General features: G+C 45.1%; 21 protein-coding genes. 10 read left to right on the top strand and 11 right to left on the bottom strand.

Annotated elements, in window-relative coordinates; all coding sequences use genetic code 11:
* Positions 1–28: 28 nt before the first annotated feature.
* The gene (locus tag MHB72_RS16895; protein ID WP_025810962.1) at positions 29–1,072 is read right to left on the bottom strand and encodes a cytochrome d ubiquinol oxidase subunit II; all 1,044 of its coding nucleotides are present in this window, start codon (positions 1,070–1,072) and stop codon (positions 29–31) included.
* 37 nt (positions 1,073–1,109) lie between these two features.
* Positions 1,110–2,435, bottom strand: a complete 1,326-nt coding sequence (locus MHB72_RS16890; protein WP_023855818.1) for a cytochrome ubiquinol oxidase subunit I — start codon at positions 2,433–2,435, stop codon at positions 1,110–1,112.
* A 192-nt stretch (positions 2,436–2,627) separates the two neighbouring features.
* Here MHB72_RS16890 and MHB72_RS16885 point away from each other — a divergent pair, with 192 nt between their 5' ends.
* Positions 2,628–2,873, top strand: a complete 246-nt coding sequence (locus MHB72_RS16885) for a type B 50S ribosomal protein L31 (protein ID WP_003184624.1) — start codon at positions 2,628–2,630, stop codon at positions 2,871–2,873.
* Between the two features lie 81 nt (positions 2,874–2,954).
* On the opposite strand, the gene MHB72_RS16880 is transcribed toward MHB72_RS16885, so the two are convergent.
* Together MHB72_RS16880 and MHB72_RS16875 are read right to left on the bottom strand one after the other, a co-directional pair.
* A complete protein-coding gene (locus MHB72_RS16880) occupies positions 2,955–3,986 on the bottom strand; it encodes a metal ABC transporter substrate-binding protein (RefSeq protein WP_216919722.1) in 1,032 nt (343 codons plus the stop codon).
* A 98-nt stretch (positions 3,987–4,084) separates the two neighbouring features.
* On the bottom strand, positions 4,085–5,266 hold the full coding sequence (locus MHB72_RS16875) for a GTP-binding protein (RefSeq protein WP_216919724.1): 1,182 nt from the start codon (positions 5,264–5,266) through the stop codon (positions 4,085–4,087).
* Between the two features lie 125 nt (positions 5,267–5,391).
* Between MHB72_RS16875 and MHB72_RS16870 the strand changes: the two genes are divergently transcribed.
* The gene (locus tag MHB72_RS16870; protein ID WP_020452684.1) at positions 5,392–5,961 is read left to right on the top strand and encodes a beta-class carbonic anhydrase; all 570 of its coding nucleotides are present in this window, start codon (positions 5,392–5,394) and stop codon (positions 5,959–5,961) included.
* Here the strand turns inward: MHB72_RS16870 and yidD are convergent.
* Positions 5,958–6,185 carry a membrane protein insertion efficiency factor YidD gene (gene yidD / locus MHB72_RS16865; RefSeq protein ID WP_020452683.1) on the bottom strand — a complete coding sequence of 76 codons (228 nt, stop codon included), beginning with the start codon at positions 6,183–6,185 and terminating at the stop codon, positions 5,958–5,960. The genes MHB72_RS16870 and yidD overlap by 4 nt on opposite strands.
* Before the next feature lie 137 nt (positions 6,186–6,322).
* Between yidD and MHB72_RS16860 the strand changes: the two genes are divergently transcribed.
* Together MHB72_RS16860 and MHB72_RS16855 are read left to right on the top strand one after the other, a co-directional pair.
* Complete coding sequence (locus MHB72_RS16860) at positions 6,323–6,796, top strand: S-ribosylhomocysteine lyase (RefSeq protein ID WP_020452682.1); 474 nt, start codon at positions 6,323–6,325, stop codon at positions 6,794–6,796.
* 131 nt (positions 6,797–6,927) lie between these two features.
* On the top strand, positions 6,928–7,371 hold the full coding sequence (locus tag MHB72_RS16855; RefSeq protein ID WP_216919726.1) for a FixH family protein: 444 nt from the start codon (positions 6,928–6,930) through the stop codon (positions 7,369–7,371).
* Here MHB72_RS16855 and ytzI read toward each other — a convergent pair.
* The gene (gene ytzI, locus MHB72_RS16850; protein WP_020452680.1) at positions 7,365–7,508 is read right to left on the bottom strand and encodes a YtzI protein; all 144 of its coding nucleotides are present in this window, start codon (positions 7,506–7,508) and stop codon (positions 7,365–7,367) included. The two genes, MHB72_RS16855 and ytzI, sit on opposite strands and share 7 nt — an antisense overlap.
* 133 nt (positions 7,509–7,641) lie before the next feature.
* On the opposite strand from ytzI, the gene MHB72_RS16845 reads away from it, so the two are divergent.
* The 4 genes from MHB72_RS16845 to ytkD all read left to right on the top strand — a co-directional run bounded on the left by MHB72_RS16845 (position 7,642) and on the right by ytkD (position 9,661).
* Positions 7,642–8,079 carry a Dps family protein gene (locus MHB72_RS16845; protein ID WP_003184609.1) on the top strand — a complete coding sequence of 146 codons (438 nt, stop codon included), beginning with the start codon at positions 7,642–7,644 and terminating at the stop codon, positions 8,077–8,079.
* Between the two features lie 149 nt (positions 8,080–8,228).
* On the top strand, positions 8,229–8,633 hold the full coding sequence (locus tag MHB72_RS16840) for a phage holin family protein (protein ID WP_020452679.1): 405 nt from the start codon (positions 8,229–8,231) through the stop codon (positions 8,631–8,633).
* Positions 8,634–8,680: 47 nt separating this feature from the next.
* On the top strand, positions 8,681–9,004 hold the full coding sequence (locus MHB72_RS16835; protein WP_020452678.1) for a hypothetical protein: 324 nt from the start codon (positions 8,681–8,683) through the stop codon (positions 9,002–9,004).
* Positions 9,005–9,184: 180 nt separating this feature from the next.
* Positions 9,185–9,661, top strand: coding sequence for an RNA deprotection pyrophosphohydrolase (gene ytkD, locus MHB72_RS16830; protein WP_020452677.1), 477 nt, complete (start codon positions 9,185–9,187; stop codon positions 9,659–9,661).
* A 30-nt stretch (positions 9,662–9,691) separates the two neighbouring features.
* Here ytkD and MHB72_RS16825 read toward each other — a convergent pair whose 3' ends face one another.
* From MHB72_RS16825 to MHB72_RS16815, 3 genes are read right to left on the bottom strand one after another with little or no spacing between them, the layout of a single operon-like run.
* A complete protein-coding gene (locus tag MHB72_RS16825) occupies positions 9,692–10,516 on the bottom strand; it encodes an ABC transporter permease (protein ID WP_031304951.1) in 825 nt (274 codons plus the stop codon).
* Positions 10,503–11,267: an ABC transporter ATP-binding protein gene (locus tag MHB72_RS16820; protein WP_020452675.1), complete on the bottom strand. Its 765-nt coding sequence runs from the start codon at positions 11,265–11,267 to the stop codon at positions 10,503–10,505. Before MHB72_RS16820 ends, MHB72_RS16825 begins: the two co-directional genes overlap by 14 nt.
* Before the next feature lie 12 nt (positions 11,268–11,279).
* Positions 11,280–12,236, bottom strand: a complete 957-nt coding sequence (locus tag MHB72_RS16815; protein WP_043054601.1) for an ABC transporter substrate-binding protein — start codon at positions 12,234–12,236, stop codon at positions 11,280–11,282.
* Positions 12,237–12,381: 145 nt separating this feature from the next.
* Between MHB72_RS16815 and MHB72_RS16810 the strand changes: the two genes are divergently transcribed.
* Together MHB72_RS16810 and MHB72_RS16805 are read left to right on the top strand one after the other, a co-directional pair.
* Positions 12,382–13,206 carry an alpha/beta hydrolase family protein gene (locus MHB72_RS16810; protein WP_020452673.1) on the top strand — a complete coding sequence of 275 codons (825 nt, stop codon included), beginning with the start codon at positions 12,382–12,384 and terminating at the stop codon, positions 13,204–13,206.
* Positions 13,207–13,449 (top strand): DUF2584 domain-containing protein, encoded by a 243-nt coding sequence (locus MHB72_RS16805; protein WP_009329422.1) that lies wholly within the window; start codon positions 13,207–13,209, stop codon positions 13,447–13,449.
* Positions 13,450–13,489: 40 nt separating this feature from the next.
* On the opposite strand, the gene MHB72_RS16800 is transcribed toward MHB72_RS16805, so the two are convergent.
* Positions 13,490–14,674 carry a dicarboxylate/amino acid:cation symporter gene (locus tag MHB72_RS16800; protein WP_020452671.1) on the bottom strand — a complete coding sequence of 395 codons (1,185 nt, stop codon included), beginning with the start codon at positions 14,672–14,674 and terminating at the stop codon, positions 13,490–13,492.
* 250 nt (positions 14,675–14,924) lie between these two features.
* On the bottom strand, positions 14,925–16,508 hold the full coding sequence (gene pckA / locus MHB72_RS16795) for a phosphoenolpyruvate carboxykinase (ATP) (protein ID WP_043054444.1): 1,584 nt from the start codon (positions 16,506–16,508) through the stop codon (positions 14,925–14,927).
* Positions 16,509–16,630: the final 122 nt, after the last annotated feature.

Below are 16,630 nucleotides of genomic sequence, written 5' to 3'. Positions count from 1 at the left end.
TTAAAAGTTGTACACATTTAGCTTAACCTTATTCATGCTGTTTGATGTACCTCTTGTCCTTCATGAACAATTTCCAGAAATAATAAAAGCCGGGGAATAAAATAATAAAACCGACGATATAGGAGATGAACAGCGCCCTGAATGTCTCCGGCGCGGTGAAGCCTGATTGAATCGTGACATCAGGATAGACCATGTAAGGAAGGTGCGCTCTCCCGTACACATAGCTCGCCGTAAAATACTGCAGCGTAATGGCGATGACGGCGAGGCGAGGCTTTCCCTGCCGGTCGCTGTTATGTCTGTTTGGCAGAAACAAAGCCGCAAATGCGACGAGAAACAGCAAAAACGATAAAATCAGCCACGGAAGCCCGTCCATCATTTTTGTATAAAGCCAGCGGGCTTCCGTCCTCATGGTCATCATGATGCTGAATGACATAAGCAAAGCGAGCGGGCCGGTGATTAAAGCGTTTCGGCGGTAGACCTGATACGCGTCTTTTTCTCCGGCTACATTTGAAAAATCAGCCAGCAGCAATGAAGACAGAAACAGCGTGCTGAAAATGGCAAAGCCCATAAAAGAATAGGCATGAGGGCTTAAAAACAAATTAATAAAATCCAATTGGTGGTTTCCGTCTACCTGATATACGAAGTTGCCGTGTGTCACGGGCAAGACAAGGATTAAAACAGCCGGAATGATAAAGCCGCTGATCCCTGAAACGTAAGTCAACGCCCTTTCATAATCTTTTGCAGCGTGCGAAAAGACCAAAAATCCGCTTCGAATCGCCAAAAGCAATAAAATAATGCTGCCAGGAAGCAAAAGCACCGTTCCCAGCACAAAAGTGCCGCCCGGGAAAAAGCTGAAAAGGGCCACGACGATTCCGACGATGAAAACATTGGTCACTTCCCAGGTCGGGGAAAGGTAGCGGTTTGCAATATTGGTTGCTTTCAGCTGTTTTTTGTTCATATAGATCATCGACCAAAATCCCGCTCCAAAATCCATTGACGCCATCACAGCGTAGATAAATATAAATCCCCAGACGATCGAAATAGCCAGCAGGGCATCTGTTGTTCCATCCAGTTGCATCATATGACTTCCCTTCTGTTTTTTTGTGCATTCAGCTGCTTTTTAAATCTTCTTCGACAGGGTGGCGTTTAAAGTAATATTGCAATACGAACACCACCGCTGCTCCTAAAATGATGTAGACGATAAAGAACAAAAGAAACAATATGCCGATCGAGCCGGAGGATGTCACTACTTCGGACGTTTTCTGCATATGGTAAATAACCCAAGGCTGCCTTCCGGTGCAAGCGAACACCCAGCCCAATTCGATTGCAAGCAAAGCGAGCGGGCCGCCGGTTATAAACACGGCCAGCATCCAGCGGGGAAAGCGGTCTTTTTTCATGACTTTTCTCCAAATAAAACCGACAGCGGCATAAACAATCAAAAGGCTGCCGATAAAAACCATGCCGTTGAACAAAGTATGAATGAACAGAGGAGGCCACTCATCCCTTGGAAAGTCATTCAGTCCTTTTACAACGGTGTCAAAGCGGTTGTCGGCCAAAAAGCTTAAAGCCCAAGGAATCTCAATCGCCCATTTGACCGATTGCGTCTTTTCATCAGTAAATCCGCCGATCGCAAGTGGAGCGTGGGACTGAGTTTCAAAAAGCCCTTCTGCGCCCGCCAGTTTTTCAGGCTGGTAGCGGTGAAGAAGCTGTGCGGATTCGTGTCCGCTCAGAGCCGTGACCAGAGAAAACGCTCCTCCGACAATCAGCCCGAGCAGCAGCGCTTTTCTATGAAGGGCGTAGACTTTTTCATCACCGCGGTTTCGGAGCATTTTGTAGGCGGCTATCGTCGCAATAATAAACGCGCCCGTCATAAAAGCGGAGACGACAACGTGTCCTGCTGTAGCCACAAAGCTTTTGTTGAAGAACGCCGTCCACGGCTGAACATCTGTAATTTCGCCGTTTACGATTTTGAAGCCTTCAGGCGTTCCCTGGAAAGCGTGCACATTTGTAATTAAGATGGCTGATGCGGCTGCTCCGATAACGATAAAAATGACGGCTGTAATTCTCATAAGGGGAGTCAGCCGATCGGCTGCGTAAACATAAATGGACATAAATAATGCCTCAATAAAAAAAGCGTAGATTTCAATTTGAAATGGGAGGGACATGACTTTCCCGATCACTTCCATGAATCCCGGCCAAAGCAAGGCGAGCTGCGTTCCGGCAATGGTTCCTGTCGGTATGGCGACCCCGAGCAACACGGCCTGTGCCTTCGTCCATCTTTTGGCCATAATGGCGTAGTGGGGATCTTTCGTTCTTTGATAGATCAGCTCGGCCAGCAAAATCATTAAAGGAATTCCGACACCGAGCGAGGCGAAAATAATATGGAACCCCATCGTTGTTCCGAAAAGGCTTCTTGCAAAAATCAAGTCATTCATCCGGAAAACCACCTTTCATTTACACCATTTTGCTTTTTATTGTTTACCGCCTTTTTTAGATTATTCTTCCTGTGAGCGGTTAAAATGGATAAGGTGATCAAAACATGGCAAATGAACATTCATTTTTGACACAAGCATATGAAAGGTATATAATAAAACGTAATTATTACGTTTTGTTAGGAGGAATGGCATATGAAACCAAATATTCATCCGAAAACTTATCAAGTGATCTTTCAGGATGTAAACAGCGGGTACCGTTTTTTAAGCCGCTCAACTAAAACTTCCGATGAGACGGCCGAGTGGGAAGACGGCAAGACGTATCCCGTTATAAAAGTTGAGGTAAGCTCAGACACCCATCCGTTTTATACCGGAAGACAGAAATTCAACGAAAGAGGCGGAAGGGTCGAACAGTTCAAGAAAAGATTTAATATGGATTAAATGAAAAAGACCGGATGTTTCCGGTCTTTTTTCGTCCATAACAAAAAACAAGCGCATGAGGTCTCATGCGCTTGTTCTTTGTTATTTGTTTGATAAAGCTTTTTTCAAGACGGTCAGGTTTTCTTTCATGATGGTGGTATAATCTTTGCCGCTTTCAATGTCTTCTTTTGTTACAGATTCAAGGTTTTTCATCGTCAGACTTTCGGCTCCGATTTCTTTTTTGATGATCTCGGAGATTTTGCTGCTGACATTGCTTTCAAAAATGACGTATTTAATATTATGTTCTTTCGCTGTTTTAACAATGTTTTCAAGCTGCTTTTGTGAAGGTTCCTCAGTAGGCGAAAGGCCGAGAACGCTTATTTGTTTAATGCCGTAGCGTTTTTCCCAGTAGCCGTAGGCGGCATGTGAGACGAGAATTTCTTTTTTATCAGCTCTGTCAACGGTTTGTTTAAAGTCTTTGTCAAGCTGCTCCAAATCTTTTTTTAGAGACTCATAGTTTTTCGTAAACGTTTTTTCGTGTTCCGGATCTAATTTTACGAGTTGGTCTTTAATGTTTTCGGCCATTTTTTCAGCAAGGACAGGATCAAGCCATACGTGCGGGTCATGATCTCCATGGTCGTGATGATGATCATGGCCTTCGGCTTCTCCGTGTTCATGTTCTTCTTCGTGAGCATGCTCATCGTGGTCACCATGTTCTTCTTCATGTGCATGGTCATCGTGTTCGCCTTCTTCTTCACGTGACAGAAGGTCAATGCCCTCTCCGGCTTTGACGATTTTGACGTTGCTGTTTTTTAATGTGTTTACAGCTTTGTCTGCGAATCCTTCTACACCGACTCCAGAGTATATAAAGGCATCCGAGTCGGAAATTTCCGCCATCGTTTTTGAGCTTGGCTCGTAAGTGTGCGCTTCAACGTTTGGCGGGTAAACACTTTTGACGTTCACATATTCTCCGCCGACCTTTTTGGCGAAGTCTTCAAGCGGATAAATGGTTGTATAGATATCCAGCGTGTCTTTATTTTCTTTTTGTTCACTGGAAGTGCCGTTGCTTGAACAACCGGCTGCTAATCCGGCAGCAAGAATGAATGCAGATGCTAATCCGAATGTTTTTTTCATGGTATTTCTCCTCTCAATGTAAAACTGTAATGGTTCCGATTTAATGGTCCTGTATCATTGTATCGTAATAATTACGATTTGAAAAGAGGAAATGATAGTTAAATATACTCAGGCAGTGAATCATGGAAGGCCGACCAGTCTGAATTCATTTCTTTATCTGTAAGAAGGGTCTGATCCAGGGAGCGGATCACGTCTTCCTGATTCATGTCAATGCCGATAAAAACGATTTCCGTTTTTCGGTCTCCGTATGTTTCATCCCAGTCCGTTTTTAAATGGGGATCCTCTTCAAACACGAGCTTTTGTTCTTCCTCGGGAGACGCTGCAATCCAGGGGCCTGCGCTTTGGATCATCAGAGAAGAGCCTGCCTGGGACAGAAGGCCTGCTGTGTCATTTCGAGAAGCAAGCCAGAAGAAGCCTTTTGCTCTGATAATATGAGGCGGCCAGTTTTCAAGCCAGCGCTTCAGTCTTTCAGGATGGAAAGGCCTTTGTTTTTGATAGACGAAGGAAGAAATTCCGAATTCCTCTGTTTCAGGTGTGTGCTCTTCATTCAGTTCTTTGATCCACCCCGCTGATTGACTCGATTTTTCAAAATCGAACGATTTCGTATTCATGATGGCCGAAAGCGGCACTTTTGCGAATGTCGAGGAAATGATTCTGCAGTCCGGATTCAGTTTTGTCAGAGACCAGAAAAGCTTTTCTTGCTCTTCTTTATTGAGTAAATCAGTTTTATTCAAAATGAGGACATCGGCAAATTCGATTTGCTCAATTAAAAGATCGGCCACTTCACGGCTGTCTGTTTCATCTGCCGCCTGTTTCCGTTCCAAAAGGCTTTCCCCCGAAGCGAAGTCCTCAAAAAAACGGCTGCCGTCGACGACGGTGACCATTGTATCAAGCCTGCAATATTTGCTTAAATCAATATCCAGCTCCTCATCTTTGTAAGTAAAGGTTTGGGCAACGGGAATCGGCTCGCTGATACCGGAAGATTCGATGAGAATATAATCGATTCCGCCGTTCTCCGCCAGCTTTTGGACTTCGATGAGCAGATCGTCTCTCAGCGTACAGCAAATGCAGCCGTTCTGCATTTCGACAAGCTTTTCATCCGTGCGGATAAGATCCCCTTTTTTCACGAGGGAGCCGTCGATATTAATTTCACTCATGTCATTGACGATCACGGCGATTTTCATGCCGTGCGCTTCATGCAGGACATGCTGCAGCAGCGTCGTTTTCCCGGACCCGAGATAGCCGCTTAAAACAGTGACAGGAATCAGGTTTTGCGTCATGTTTTCACTTCCTTTAAAACGTAATTATTTCGATTTGCACAATGGGAATCTTACTTGACTTATGAAAAAAATACAAGAAATATGTTATATTTAGATATAAAAAGCGTTTAGAAAGGAAATGAGCCATGAAACTTTTGGAGAACATTCTACAGTTCAATCAACAGTTTGTTGAGCGGCAGGACTATCAAAAATACCAAACAAGCAAGTTTCCCGATAAGAGAATGGTGATTCTGTCTTGCATGGACACAAGGCTTGTCGAGCTGCTTCCTCATGCCATGAATATGCGGAACGGGGACGTGAAGATCGTTAAGAGCGCGGGTGCACTCGTGGCTCATCCTTTCGGGAGTATTATGCGGAGCATTCTCGTTGCGGTATACGAACTGAACGCTGATGAAGTATGCGTGATCGGCCACCATGACTGCGGAATGAGCAAGCTGAGCTGCGACAGCTTTTTGGATAAAGTCGTTAAGCGAGGCATTCCAAAAGAACGGATTGAGACGCTTGAGTACTCCGGCGTCGATTTTGAACAATGGCTGAAAAGCTTTGATTCTGTAGAGGACAGCGTCAGGGATAGTGTAAGCGTGATTCGAAACCATCCGCTGATGCCGGAGGAAGTACCTGTTCACGGACTTGTCATCAATCCGGAAACAGGCAGACTGGATCTTATTGTCAACGGATATCCGGAAGAGCGTTAATCCTTTTGCTTTTTTTCCGGAACGGGATCTATCCCGCCGGGATGGAACGGATGGCATTTCAGAATCCGCTTAATGGTGAGCCATCCGCCTTTACATGCGCCGTGCTTTTCGATCGCTTCACGGCCGTAATTGGAGCATGTCGGATAAAAACGGCATGTCGGCGGAAGAGCCGGTGATATCCATTTTTGATAAAAGCGGATGAGCAGCAGGAATAAGGTTTTCATGTTTTTCGCACCTTTTTTGTTTTGATCTTATTATAATATAAGCAAAAAACTCATAAAAAGGAAAAGCATTGACCTGAAAACTTATCGGTAAAGTATGATATAATACAAAAAGACCGATTAGAGGGGAGAGAGGAACCATGCCTTCAGTTGAAAGTTTTGAACTTGACCATAATGCAGTAAAAGCGCCTTACGTCAGACACTGCGGCGTCCATAAAGTGGGATCGGACGGCGTCGTCAACAAGTTTGACATCCGTTTTTGCCAGCCGAATAAACAGGCGATGAAACCTGATACAATTCATACTTTGGAGCATCTTCTTGCATTTACGATCCGCACGTATGCGGAAAAATATGACCACTTTGATATTATCGACATTTCGCCGATGGGCTGCCAAACAGGCTATTACCTGGTGGTGAGCGGTGAACCGAAAGTGGAAGAAATCGTTGATTTGCTTGAGGATACGTTCAAAGAAGCCGTTGAAGTGACTGAAATTCCGGCGGCTAACGAAAAACAGTGCGGCCAGGCAAAGCTTCACGATCTAGAGGGCGCAAAGCGCATGATGCGTTTTTGGCTTTCGCAAAATAAAGAAGATCTGCTCAAAGTGTTTGGATAAAACGTTTGAAAAAAACCGGCTCAGAAAAGAGCCGGTTTTCATTTTTTGTTCACAAAGAAAATAATGCCATATATCCCTGAACTTTGCTACACTTTATATTGTAATACATATCATAGAAGAAGGGTGATAGGATGCGTTTGGGAAAATGGTTTATTCTCTTATGTTTAGCAGTCGGTCTTTCAGCCTGCAGCCAGGGGGACAAGCAGGCGGCATCGGATGAGGAGCCCAAAGTGCTGACGGCAAAACTGGCGGCTCCAGAAGCGGCGGCCAAAAATGAAAAGGCTGTCATAAAAGCGACCGTGCGCTATGGGGACGAGCCTGTTGCAGATGCCGATGATGTGGAGTTTGAATGCTGGAAGGCCGGGAGCAAGGAAGATAGCGAGCTAATCAAAGCGAAGAATGAAGGAAAAGGCGTATACAGCATTGAAAAAGCGTTTCCTGAAGATGGCCATTACAAAGTTCAAGTCCATGTCACGGCGAAAAAACAGCATACAATGCCGGTTGCAGACATTAAGGTAGGGAAAGCAACGGATGTGACTGATGAAGATGAAAAAGAAGAAGCCCACCATCACTGATGAGGCTGTTCTTCTTCCCGCGACGGAAGGGGATCGACTTCATGCTTGTAGTCATAAGCTTTTGATGTTGTGACAAGCGATACGGCCAGAACGGCGCCTGTAATCAGAATTCCTACAATAATCCAAAAGAGGATCATCACTTACCTCCGAATAGCTTTTTCCAACAGTTTACCATATCAGGCAAAGAAAATCATGATAAAGAGTAAAAGAAATGTTTCCTGCACAAGCTAAACGGGTAAATCAAAAGTAAACGAAAAGGAGGACGACCTTATGTCTGAAAAATTGAAAGCAACCGTCAACAAACAAGTCGCAAACTGGACCGTTCTATATGTAAAGCTACATAATTATCATTGGTATGTGAAAGGGAAAGATTTCTTTACGCTGCATGAAAAATTTGAGGAACTTTACACAGAAGCTGCAGAGCATATCGATGATTTGGCTGAACGCCTTTTGGCTATACAGGGCTCCCCGGTCGGAACGATGAAGGAATGCCTGGAAATGTCCGCGATTAAAGAAGCGGACGGAAGCGAGTCTGCTGAACAAATGGTGCAAAATATTTATAATGACTTTTTAACGGTGGCTGAGGAGCTGAAAAGCGGAATGGAGCTTGCCGATGAAGTCAATGATGAAACGACGGGAGACATGCTGCTCGCGATTCATCAATCGATCGAAAAACACAACTGGATGCTGAAAGCCTACTTAGGGTAAGAATAGCTCGGGCAATGCCTGAGCTTTTTTTATTTTCGTTCTTTTTAAAGCCTTTTTTAGAAATTGTCAAACAATTCATCCAAGCCTTTCAAAGTCTTTTTTCATAGGATAAGCTATGAAAAGTCTTTTTTGAAAGGATGTTGAAGCATATGTTTAAGGACTTAAGCATCTTTTCGCTCTTTACAATCGGTTTATCAGCCATCGGATTTTTGTTTGGCCGAATCGAATATTTATTTATGATCTTAATAACGCTCATGGGAATTGAATTTGTCAGCAAAAGCTTGAACGAATGTGTGGAAGATCGCTTTACAATGAAGAGGCTGTTTACAAGGCTGGCGAAAAAATTGGTGACGCTCTTTCTTATATCCGTTGCCCACCTTTTTGATCAGATGCTGCAAACAGGCAGTTCGATCCGCGATTTTTCTATTATGTTTTATATTTTATATGAAGCGTTTCAAATCATAAGCACGGCTCATTCGTTAGGAATCCCCGTGCCGCAGATGTTATTGGATATTTTAAATACCATAAAGGAAAAACTCCGGGGAAAGCCGTAACATTTTAACACAACTGGTCATACTAACACGAAAAAGGATGATTGGCCTTGGAAAAAAGGACATACTATGTTTCGGTGCAAGATGGAATGATTTCACAGAGCTCAGACGCTTCCCCGTGGGAATTTCAAATTTCAGCGACAGATGATGACATCATTATATTAAGGGAATATTTTGATCAGCTGTATTCAGAAGACTGGATAAACTTTTTCAGAGCTCACGTGCCGGCAGTCGAATACCATTATGACAGTGCAAATGACAAAATGGACGAACTGCGCAAAGACATTTACTCGATGCTTTACCGTCTGGGCAATGAAGAAACCAAGTCGTTTATCAGTGAAAACGGCCTTGCCGAACTCAATTCAGCAGATTAAACGAAGCACCATTAAGCACGGAGTTACCCAGCCTTGCCGCCTTCTCACTCAGAAATGGACACTGAAGTTCCCGAGGGAACGATAAAATTACTGAGCTGAACTGGACAAAAACTCTACCGAAAGAACCAATATATGATATGATGAGTGGAAGAAGCAAGGAAACGGATAAGAGGGATTAGGATGTACGAATTTAAAGATTTTTACCGTAATACGGTTCAGCTTTCTTTTGAAAAGGAACCTTTTTCAAAAGAACCAAAGCATGTATGGGTGATCTGCCGTTACGAAGATCAATGGCTGTTGACAAATCATAAAGACAGGGGCCGTGAATTCCCAGGCGGCAAAGTCGAACCAAGCGAAAATGCTGAGGAAGCGGCTTTGCGGGAAGTAAAGGAAGAAACAGGCGCTGTCGTAAGAAAGCTGACCTATCTCGGACAATATAAAGTTCTTGGCAGAGAGAAAGTGATCGTCAAAAATATTTATTTTGCCGATATCGAAAAGATCGAAAAACAGCAGACATACTATGAGACAAATGGCCCTGTTTTGCTGAAGAGCCTCCCGAAAGATATCGCTAAAAACAGAAATTACAGTTTTATAATGAAAGATTCCGTCCTGACGATCAGTCTTGAAAAGCTGAAAAAGGCCGGCATCATCAAATAAAAAGCCCTGCATTTGCAGGGTTTTTTCATGTTATACTCTGCCTTTCATCCACTTTCTTTCCAACAGCTCGACACCCTGATACATCAATGTTGCAAAGACGGCGATGATCAGGAGGCTCAGCATGACGAGGTTGAAATTAAAGACTTGAAAGCCGTAGATGATCATATAGCCGAGGCCTTGAGCCGACACTAAAAATTCTCCTACGATGACGCCGACCCAGCTTAAGCCGACATTGACCTTCAGTGTAGATATGATTGTCGGAATGGAAGCGGGCAGAATGACTTCTTTGAAAATCTCGCGTTTCGTTGCACCGAATGTTTTCATGACTTTTAAATAGTTTTCATCGATTTCTTGAAAGGACGTGTAGACGACGATTGTCGTAATGATAACGCTGATGATGGCGCCCATTGCAATAATACTCGTCAAGCTGGGGCCGATCGCCACGATGAGAATGGGGCCTAGCGCCACTTTCGGCATCGCATTTAAGACGACAAGATACGGATCCAATATTTTGGAGAGCCTCGGGAACCACCATAGGAGGGCGGCCAGAAAAGTTCCAAGCAATGTTCCGGCCAGAAAGCCGAGGATGGTTTCAAATACGGTGACACCGATATGCCCCGGCAATGATCCGTCTCCCATCTTTTCGAGGAAAAGCGCCCAGACGGCTGAAGGAGAGCTGAAGATCAGCGGATCGATCCACGCCAGACGGCTTGCGGTCTCCCACAGTGAAAAGAAAACGATGAAAATCACGATTTGATAAAAGCGGACCCGCCTTTTTTCGGCTTGCTGCTCCTTTAAAAAATCCTCATGAAGGAAGTCAATTTTTGATTTCAGATGTTTGTTATTCAAGGTCATTGAGCTCCTTCCATATGTTCTGAAAGAGGGGCTGAAATTCCGGTTCCTGTCTCGCTTCAAACGGTGTCAGCTTCCTGATCGCTTCAGGAACGGCAAATGTTTTATGGATGGTGCCCGGCTGCTTTGAAAATAGCAATATCCGATCGCTCATCGCGATCGCTTCACCGATATCATGAGTCACGAGCACCGCTGTTTTTTGATACGTCTTTAACGTGTTGAACACCAAATCTTCGAGGTTTAGTTTTGTCTGATAGTCAAGGGCTGAAAAAGGTTCATCAAGCAGGAGGATATCGGGGTCGACAGCGAGTGTGCGGGCAAGCGCCGCCCTTTGTCTCATACCGCCTGAGAGCTCTTTTGGATACTTTTTTTCAACCTCGTAAAGCCCGAATTTTTTCAGCAGGCCGAGAGCGGTCTCCTTTGTTTCAGGTCCGAATTTTTTGGAAATATGCAAACCGATTAAGACGTTTTCCTCAATGGTTTTCCAGGGAAATAAATAATCCTGCTGGAGCATATAACCGATGTGCCGATCCTCTTCGTCAGGCGTGCGCCCTTCCACCAAGATGCGTCCTTCCGTGGGGGAAACGATGCCGGCGATGATCGATAAAAGTGTTGTTTTGCCGCATCCGCTTGGGCCGAGAAACGAAACAAATTCGCCCTTTTCGACTTCAATGCTGACGTTTTCCAGCGCTGCTGTTTTTTCCTTTAATGAAAAGTAAGTATGTGTGACATCCTGAACTTGCAAAAAAGACACTGCGGCCACCTCCTAGTGATTTTTTGTGACCTTTTCGGCGATCCTTGTATTGACCAGCTCTTGATGAGGGGTGCGCTTCGGCAGCTCGCCGGCTTCATCCATGATGGTTTGAAGCTGGTTCCATTCTTTTTCAGCCAAAACAGGCTCAAGGGCAAAAGACCGTTGTTGTTTATACCGTTCGATTGAAGATTCAATGATTGAAAGCTCGGTATCTTTAAAATAATCTTGAATGCTTTCGGCAGCTTCTTTTGCAGAGTGCGTCTCTACCCACTGCTGCGCTTTGTAAACCGCGCGGGTGAACTTTTCGACCGCTTCTTCGTTTTTTGTTAAGTAGCTTTGTTTAGCCATGAATGTCGTATATGGAATTCGGCCCGATTCTTTTCCGAAGGAGGCGACAATGCGGCCGATGCCTTCTCTTTCAAAAATGGAGGCCTGGGGTTCAAATAATTGAACATAATCGCCTGTACCAGATGCAAAGCTGTTTGCGATATTCGCGAAATCAATCGTTTGGATCAGGTCCACATCCTTTTTGGGATCAATGCCTTTCTGTTTCAGGACAAATTCGCCCGCCATCTGCGGCATTCCGCCTTTGCGCTGGCCAAGGAACGTTTTGTTTTTCAAATCATCCCAGCTGAAATGCCCCGCATCGTTCCTGGCGACGAGGAATGTTCCGTCCGTCTGGGTAAGCTGTGCAAAATTAATCACCGGATCGCTTGCGCCCTGGGCATTCACGTATATTGACGTTTCCGAGCCGACAAGCGCAATATCGGCACCGTTTGACAGAAGGGCAGTCATCGTTTTATCTCCACCCCATGTCGTTTTCAGTTCAACATCAAGGCCTTCTTCTTTAAACAAACCTTCAGACAAGGCGATATATAAAGGCGTATAGAAAACGGAACGGGTCACTTCCGCGAGACGGATCTTTTCGGGCTTTTGACCGCCGCATGAAGCGAGGATAAACAGCATCATAATGAAGGATAATATGGTAAAAAAGAAACGCTTCAAACCGATTTCCCTCCTTTGATTTCGGTTATTTTCGGCATAAAATAGTTTATGTTATATACTAAACAGGTGTGAGGGGCAGCTGCGGATTAAAAAAGAGGTGACGTGATGAATGTGGTTAGAAAAAAGAAGGTTTCCATCGCCGAACAAAAAGGTGCGTCTGTTTTCCGTCACATACCTTTCACAAGGACTCAAGGTTAAGGGGCTCTTGGCGGAACCGGCCGCTCCCGGACATTATGACGGATTTTTGTATTTGCGCGGCGGAATTAAAAACGTCGGGATGGTCAGACCGGGCCGAATCGTCCAGTTCGCTTCACAGGGCTTTGTCGTTCTTGCTCCGTTTTACAGAGGCAATCAAGGAGGAGAAGGCGATGAAGACTTTGCGGGTGATGACCGGGAAGATGCTTTTGCCGCTTTTCGTCTTCTGCAGAAGCATGACCTGGTAAAAGATGGACGCGTACACATTTTTGGCTTTTCCCGCGGCGGGATCATGGGTATCTTAACGGCAATCGAAATGAAAGAAGCTGCAGCTTCGTTTGTGTCTTGGGGCGGTGTCAGCGATATGGTTATGACCTATCGCGAACGCAAAGATTTGCGGCGGATGATGAAGCGGGTCATCGGCGGGACGCCTGAAAAGGTTCCTGAAGCGTACGAATGGAGGACGCCTTTTGACGAGCTGGAGAAGATCGAAGCGCCCGTGCTTTTGATCCACGGAGCAAACGATGAAAATGTCTCCATCGAGCATGCGCGGCGTCTAGAACGCGAACTTCTGCAAAGAAACAAGTCTGTGGATACGTGGTATTTCAGTCGATATACCCACTATTTTCCTCCGCGGGAAAATAGGCGGATTGTAAGAGAATTGTCTCAATGGATGAAAAGCCGGCCTTGGACAAGTTATGGTAAACTAAAAGAAAAGAGAAAAGGAGGGGGACTTTAGGTGGGAATGCCAGTTGAATTTAATACAATGATTGTGACAAAAGGAAAAGAAACACGGGTTGAGGAAAATGTGTTTACACTTGAAAAAGAAGGTTATCGGGTTTACCCTCTTCATGTGCCGCTTGAAGTCAGAAAGACTAAGCGGGGCGACATTACCGGCACCGCGCAGGCGGAGCGCCTTGAATGGTCAGACGGACGGACTCATTTAACATACAGGCTCGTATCATTAAATTCGACGAATTAAAAAAAGCCAAGGCGCGGATAGCGTCCTTGGCTTTTCTGTATTATGCAGGCACATCTTCCTCTTTTCCGATTCCTTTTTTGGAAGTCAGCCTGTGAATCAGCATGGTGAGAGCGCCGTCTCCTGTCACGTTCGTTGCTGTACCCAAGCTGTCCTGAGCAAGGTAAAGTGCGATCATCAATGATACGCTGGTTTCATTAAAGCCGAGCATCGACTGCAGCAGTCCGGCCGCGGCCATAACGGCACCCCCCGGGGCACCGGGCGCTGCGACCATTGTGACGCCAAGCATTAAAATGAACGGCATCATGATCGAAAAAGTCGGTGTTTGACCGTTTAGAATCATTACGCCCATTGCACAGCTCGTCAGTGTAATCGTGCTACCTGACAAATGAATATTGGCCAGGAGCGGAACGGCGAAGTCAGCCACTTTTTGGCTTGCTCCCGTTTTTCTGACTTGTCTCAACGTGACGGGAATCGTTGCCGCTGACGATTGTGTGCCGAGCGCAGTGAAGTATGCCGGCGCCACGATTTTCAACAGCGACAGCGGATTTCTGCCGTTTGCAGCGCCCGCAACGGAGTACTGAATCAAAAGTATGACGAGGTGAAGCACGATAATCATCACGAAAACTTTAGCAAATACGGATAAGATTGTCTGCACCTGACCGCCGAACGTCATATTGGTGAAAATACCGAAAATATGAACAGGCAGTAACGGAATAATAATATATGATATCAGCTTTTCAACGATCGTTTGAAATTCATCGAATGCGTTTTTTAATGTTTTTCCGGGCAGATAAGCGATTCCGATTCCCATGATGAAAGCAAAAATCAGTGCGCTCATCACGCTCATAAACGGCGTCATTTCAATGGTGAAAAATCCTGCTTGCAAAACTTCTTCCGGATTTTTAAATTCCTGCAGCTGATGGCCGGAAATGATCGCGGGGAGAAGATTTGATCCGACAAGGTACGCCAGGAGGCCGGCAAAAATGGTTGACGTGTAGGCGATACCTGCTGTAATGCCAAGGATTTTTCCGGCGCCGCGGCCGATTTGTCCGATGCCGGGAATAATAAAAGCGATAATAATAAAAGGAATGACGAATTTAATGAAGTTTCCAAAAATATCATTGAAAGTAGCGGCTGTTTTGACAAACCAAAGCGGAGCAAAGCTTCCGACGATAACACCAAGAACAATTGCCGTCATAATTCTCGGCAGTAATCCAAATTTCATAGATGTGTCCTCCTGATATATACAAATGTTTTTATCATATTATCATATGAAAGATTTCTTTTGTTAAAAATAAAAAAAGTCTGTATTTTCAAATAATAACAGCCGCAAATTGGAAGCGTTTTATCACAGGCCGTGCTTGATTGTCGTTTTAATCATTGTCCAGAAAATGGCATCGGCCGCTGACAGGCGAAGCGGATTTTTAATAAACTGCAGCAGCGCAGAATACCTGCGCTGCTGCAAGCGGGTTGAGTTATACGAGCGGTCCTCCGGCTTTTTCAATGTTTTCGGTATTAGAGAATTTTTTGAAATTCTTTTTGAATGCATTCGCCAAGTGGATCGCTTTTTCCTCGTATTCGTTTTCATCTGTCCAAGTTTTAGCCGGGTCAAGCACTTGATCAGGCACACCCGGAACATGGACCGGTGAATGAAGTCCGAAAATGCGGTCAGTCTTCATTTCGGCGTTATCCAGTTCTCCTTCTATCGCAGCCTGAACCATCGCTCTCGTATAAGCAAGGCTCATTCTTTCCCCTGTTCCGTATCCGCCGCCGGTCCAGCCTGTATTGACGAGAAAGACGCTGACGCCGTGTTCATCGATTTTTCTTCCGAGCATTTCAGCGTACACATGTGCAGGGAGCGGAAGGAACGGGGAACCGAAGCAGGTCGAGAATGTGGCTTCAGGAGCGGTGATCCCGCGTTCGGTGCCGGCGAGCTTGCTTGTATATCCGCTCAGGAAATGATACATGGCTTGTTCTTTCGTTAACTTGCTGATCGGAGGAAGCACGCCGAAAGCATCTGCCGTCAGAAATACAATGGTCTGCGGGTGTGCTGCGATGCTCGGCTTGACGATGTTGTCAATCGCATCAATCGGGTAAGCCGCTCTCGTGTTTTCCGTATAGAATGCGTCGGAATAGTCCGGCTCCCCGGTTTTGCCGTCAACCACGACATTTTCAAGAACGGAACCGAAGCGGATCGCATTGTAAATCTGCGGTTCTTTTTCTTTGCTTAAGTTAATGCACTTGGCGTAGCAGCCTCCTTCAATGTTGAAAACGCCTGTGCTGGACCAGCCGTGTTCGTCGTCACCGATCAGCTTCCGTTTCGGATCGGCGGAAAGCGTCGTTTTGCCTGTGCCTGACAATCCGAAGAAGAGAGCTGTTCCGCCTTCCTCGCCAATGTTTGCCGAACAGTGCATCGGTAAAATGTTTTGTTCAGGAAGAAGATAATTCATAATAGAAAAAATCGATTTTTTCATCTCTCCGGCATATTCGGTGCCTCCGATTAAAATCGTACGCTTTTCAAACGACACGATGATAAATGTTTCAGATCTGGTCCCGTCAATGAGCGGATCGGCTTTGAAATGCGGAGCGGAAAGAATCGTAAACGGCTGTTCTTCAGGTTTTTTATCATGTTCTTCAGGTCTGATGAACAACTGTCTTGCAAACAGGTTGTGCCAGGCGAACTCGTTGACAACTGTAATCGGAAGCCGGTATTTTTCGTCTGCTCCTGCAAACCCTTCAAATACATACAATTCATCGCGTTCCTTTAAATAGCTGAGCACTTTTGTGTACAGCCGGTCAAAGGCGGATTCTGAAATCGGCTGGTTTACTGCGCCCCAATCGATTTTGTCCTTTGTGCTCGCTTCTTCCACAATGAATTTGTCTTTTGGCGAGCGGCCGGTGTATGTACCGGTTGTAGCCCGCACGGCTCCGGAAGATGTTAAGACTCCTTCTTTGCGTTCAAGGACTTTTTCAACCAAAAGGGGAACGGATAAGTTCAGCTGAACGTTTTCGCCCATTAATAACGTTTGTAAGTCAGTTGTTAAATCTACAGAATTCATAAAAAACCTTCCTTTGCGTGTTTTTTAATGTGTATAACATTAATGTAGAATTAGTATAACACATTTACTCTTATAGTCTATACCGTTTCTTCATTTTTCGTTCGGGTTTTTTCTCGAAAGAC

The organism is Bacillus sp. FSL K6-1284 (assembly GCF_038002625.1).
Classification (GTDB): Bacteria; Bacillota; Bacilli; order Bacillales; family Bacillaceae; genus Bacillus; species Bacillus paralicheniformis.
The sequence above is the reverse complement of the archived record's forward strand: the minus strand, read 5'-3'. Positions and strand labels throughout refer to the sequence as shown.